The 1,617-nt window shown below is 76.7% G+C and carries 2 protein-coding genes and 1 pseudogene; 2 read left to right on the forward strand and 1 reads right to left on the reverse strand.

The window, feature by feature from the left end:
* Positions 1-140: 140 nt before the first annotated feature.
* The gene (locus RIF68_RS36090) at positions 141-881 is read left to right on the forward strand and encodes an AzlC family ABC transporter permease (RefSeq protein WP_309055890.1); all 741 of its coding nucleotides are present in this window, start codon (positions 141-143) and stop codon (positions 879-881) included.
* Positions 878-1,186, forward strand: a complete 309-nt coding sequence (locus tag RIF68_RS36095; protein ID WP_309055630.1) for an AzlD domain-containing protein — start codon at positions 878-880, stop codon at positions 1,184-1,186. Before RIF68_RS36090 ends, RIF68_RS36095 begins: the two co-directional genes overlap by 4 nt.
* An 80-nt stretch (positions 1,187-1,266) precedes the next feature.
* On the opposite strand, the pseudogene RIF68_RS36100 reads toward RIF68_RS36095, so the two are convergent.
* A pseudogene (locus tag RIF68_RS36100) lies at positions 1,267-1,617 on the reverse strand (hypothetical protein); the annotation flags it as partial.

The raw sequence follows: 1,617 nt of genomic DNA on the forward strand, positions 1-1,617 counted from the left end.
GGGGAGGTACGGGGACGGGATCTAGGACCCGATGACGGGAGGGCGCGGGCCGAGGCGGCGAGGATCCGGTCATCCGCCGGCGTCGGAACGCGCAAGAACGTACAAGACCGGACGCCCGACGGTCTCGTACCGTCCCTGACGTGGCAGAAAAGACAGCACCTCTCGTCATACGGGACGACGGGCCCGCCAAGTCGGACGCCGCCATCGTCCGCGACGCGCTCGGCGTCGGCATCGCCGTCGGACTCTCCGGGTTCGCCTTCGGCGTGACCGCCGCGGGCTCCGGGCTCACCCTGCTCCAGGCCTGTGCGCTCAGCCTGCTGGTGTTCACCGGCGCCTCGCAGTTCGCCCTCGTCGGCGCGCTCGCCGCCGGCGGGAACCCCTTCACCGCCGCCGCCGGAGCCTTCTTCCTGGGCACCCGCAACGCCTTCTACGGCCTGCGCCTCTCCCAGCTCCTTGCCCTGCCCGGGCCCCTGCGGCCCTTCGCCGCACAGTGGGTGATCGACGAGACGACGGCCGTCGCGCTCGCCCAGCCGGACCGGCGGGCCGCGCGCCTCGGCTTCACCGTCACCGGCCTCACGCTGTACGTCCTGTGGAACCTGACCACCCTGCTCGGCGCGCTGGGCGCGGAGGCGCTCGGCGACACGGCGGCCTGGGGCCTCGACGCGGCCGGACCGGCGGTCTTCCTCGCCCTGCTCGCCCCCATGCTGCGGACGGCGACCGAACGGGCCACCGCGGGCCTCGCCGTCCTCCTCGGACTCGGACTGCTCCCCGTGTTGCCCGCCGGCGTCCCCGTCCTCGCGGCCGCCCTGGCCGCCCCCACCGTGCTCTGGCTCCGGGGCCGCCGCGCCCGGCACGACGAGCCGAAGGAGCGGCGCCGGTGAACGTCTGGATCGCGATCGGCCTGACCGCCGCCGCCTGCTACCTGGTCAAGCTCCTCGGCCTCCTCGTCCCGGCGGGCGCCCTGGAACGCCCGCACGTCCGGCGGCTCGCGGCCCTGCTGCCCGTCGCCCTGCTCGCGGCGCTCACCGCCCAGCAGACCTTCGGCCAGGGCACCGGGCTCGTCCTGGACGCCCGCGCCGCCGGGCTCGGCGCGGCGGCCCTCGCCCTCGTCCTGCGGGCCCCCTTCCTGGTCGTCGTGGGCGCCGCCGTCCTCGTCACGGCGGGGGTCCGCGCCCTGGCCGGCTGACCCTCGCGCTCCGAGACGTCCGGCACCCGGGGCGCCACGCGGACGCCCCGGCGGGTGGCCTCAGGACGGGGGCGGGCGGGTCAGCCGATGGGGCGGCCGTGCGCGCGGAGCGTGCGCAGGGCCTCGATCGTGACGATCGGCCGCCACTCCAGGGCGGTGCCGGGCGCCCAGACCCGCCAGGTGACCGGCCACCCCCCGTCCTCCTGCTGGTCGGCCGCGAGACGGTCGAGCGACCGGGCCATCTCCTCGTCCGTGAACCAGCGGCGCGCCAGCGAGTCCGGCACGCGCGCGTAGTCGTGCGGGAAGTGGTGCTCGCCGGGCGCGTAACCCTCCGCGACCGGGTACTCGTCCTGCCGGTCCGGGTCCAGAACGGCGAGCCGCCGCTCCCGGACCAGCCGCCCGAGCCGGTCCGCCGCCTTCTCGGCCCGCGG

The organism is Streptomyces sp. (genome assembly GCF_031178505.1).
In the GTDB taxonomy this organism is placed as follows: Bacteria; Actinomycetota; Actinomycetes; order Streptomycetales; family Streptomycetaceae; genus Streptomyces; species Streptomyces gulbargensis.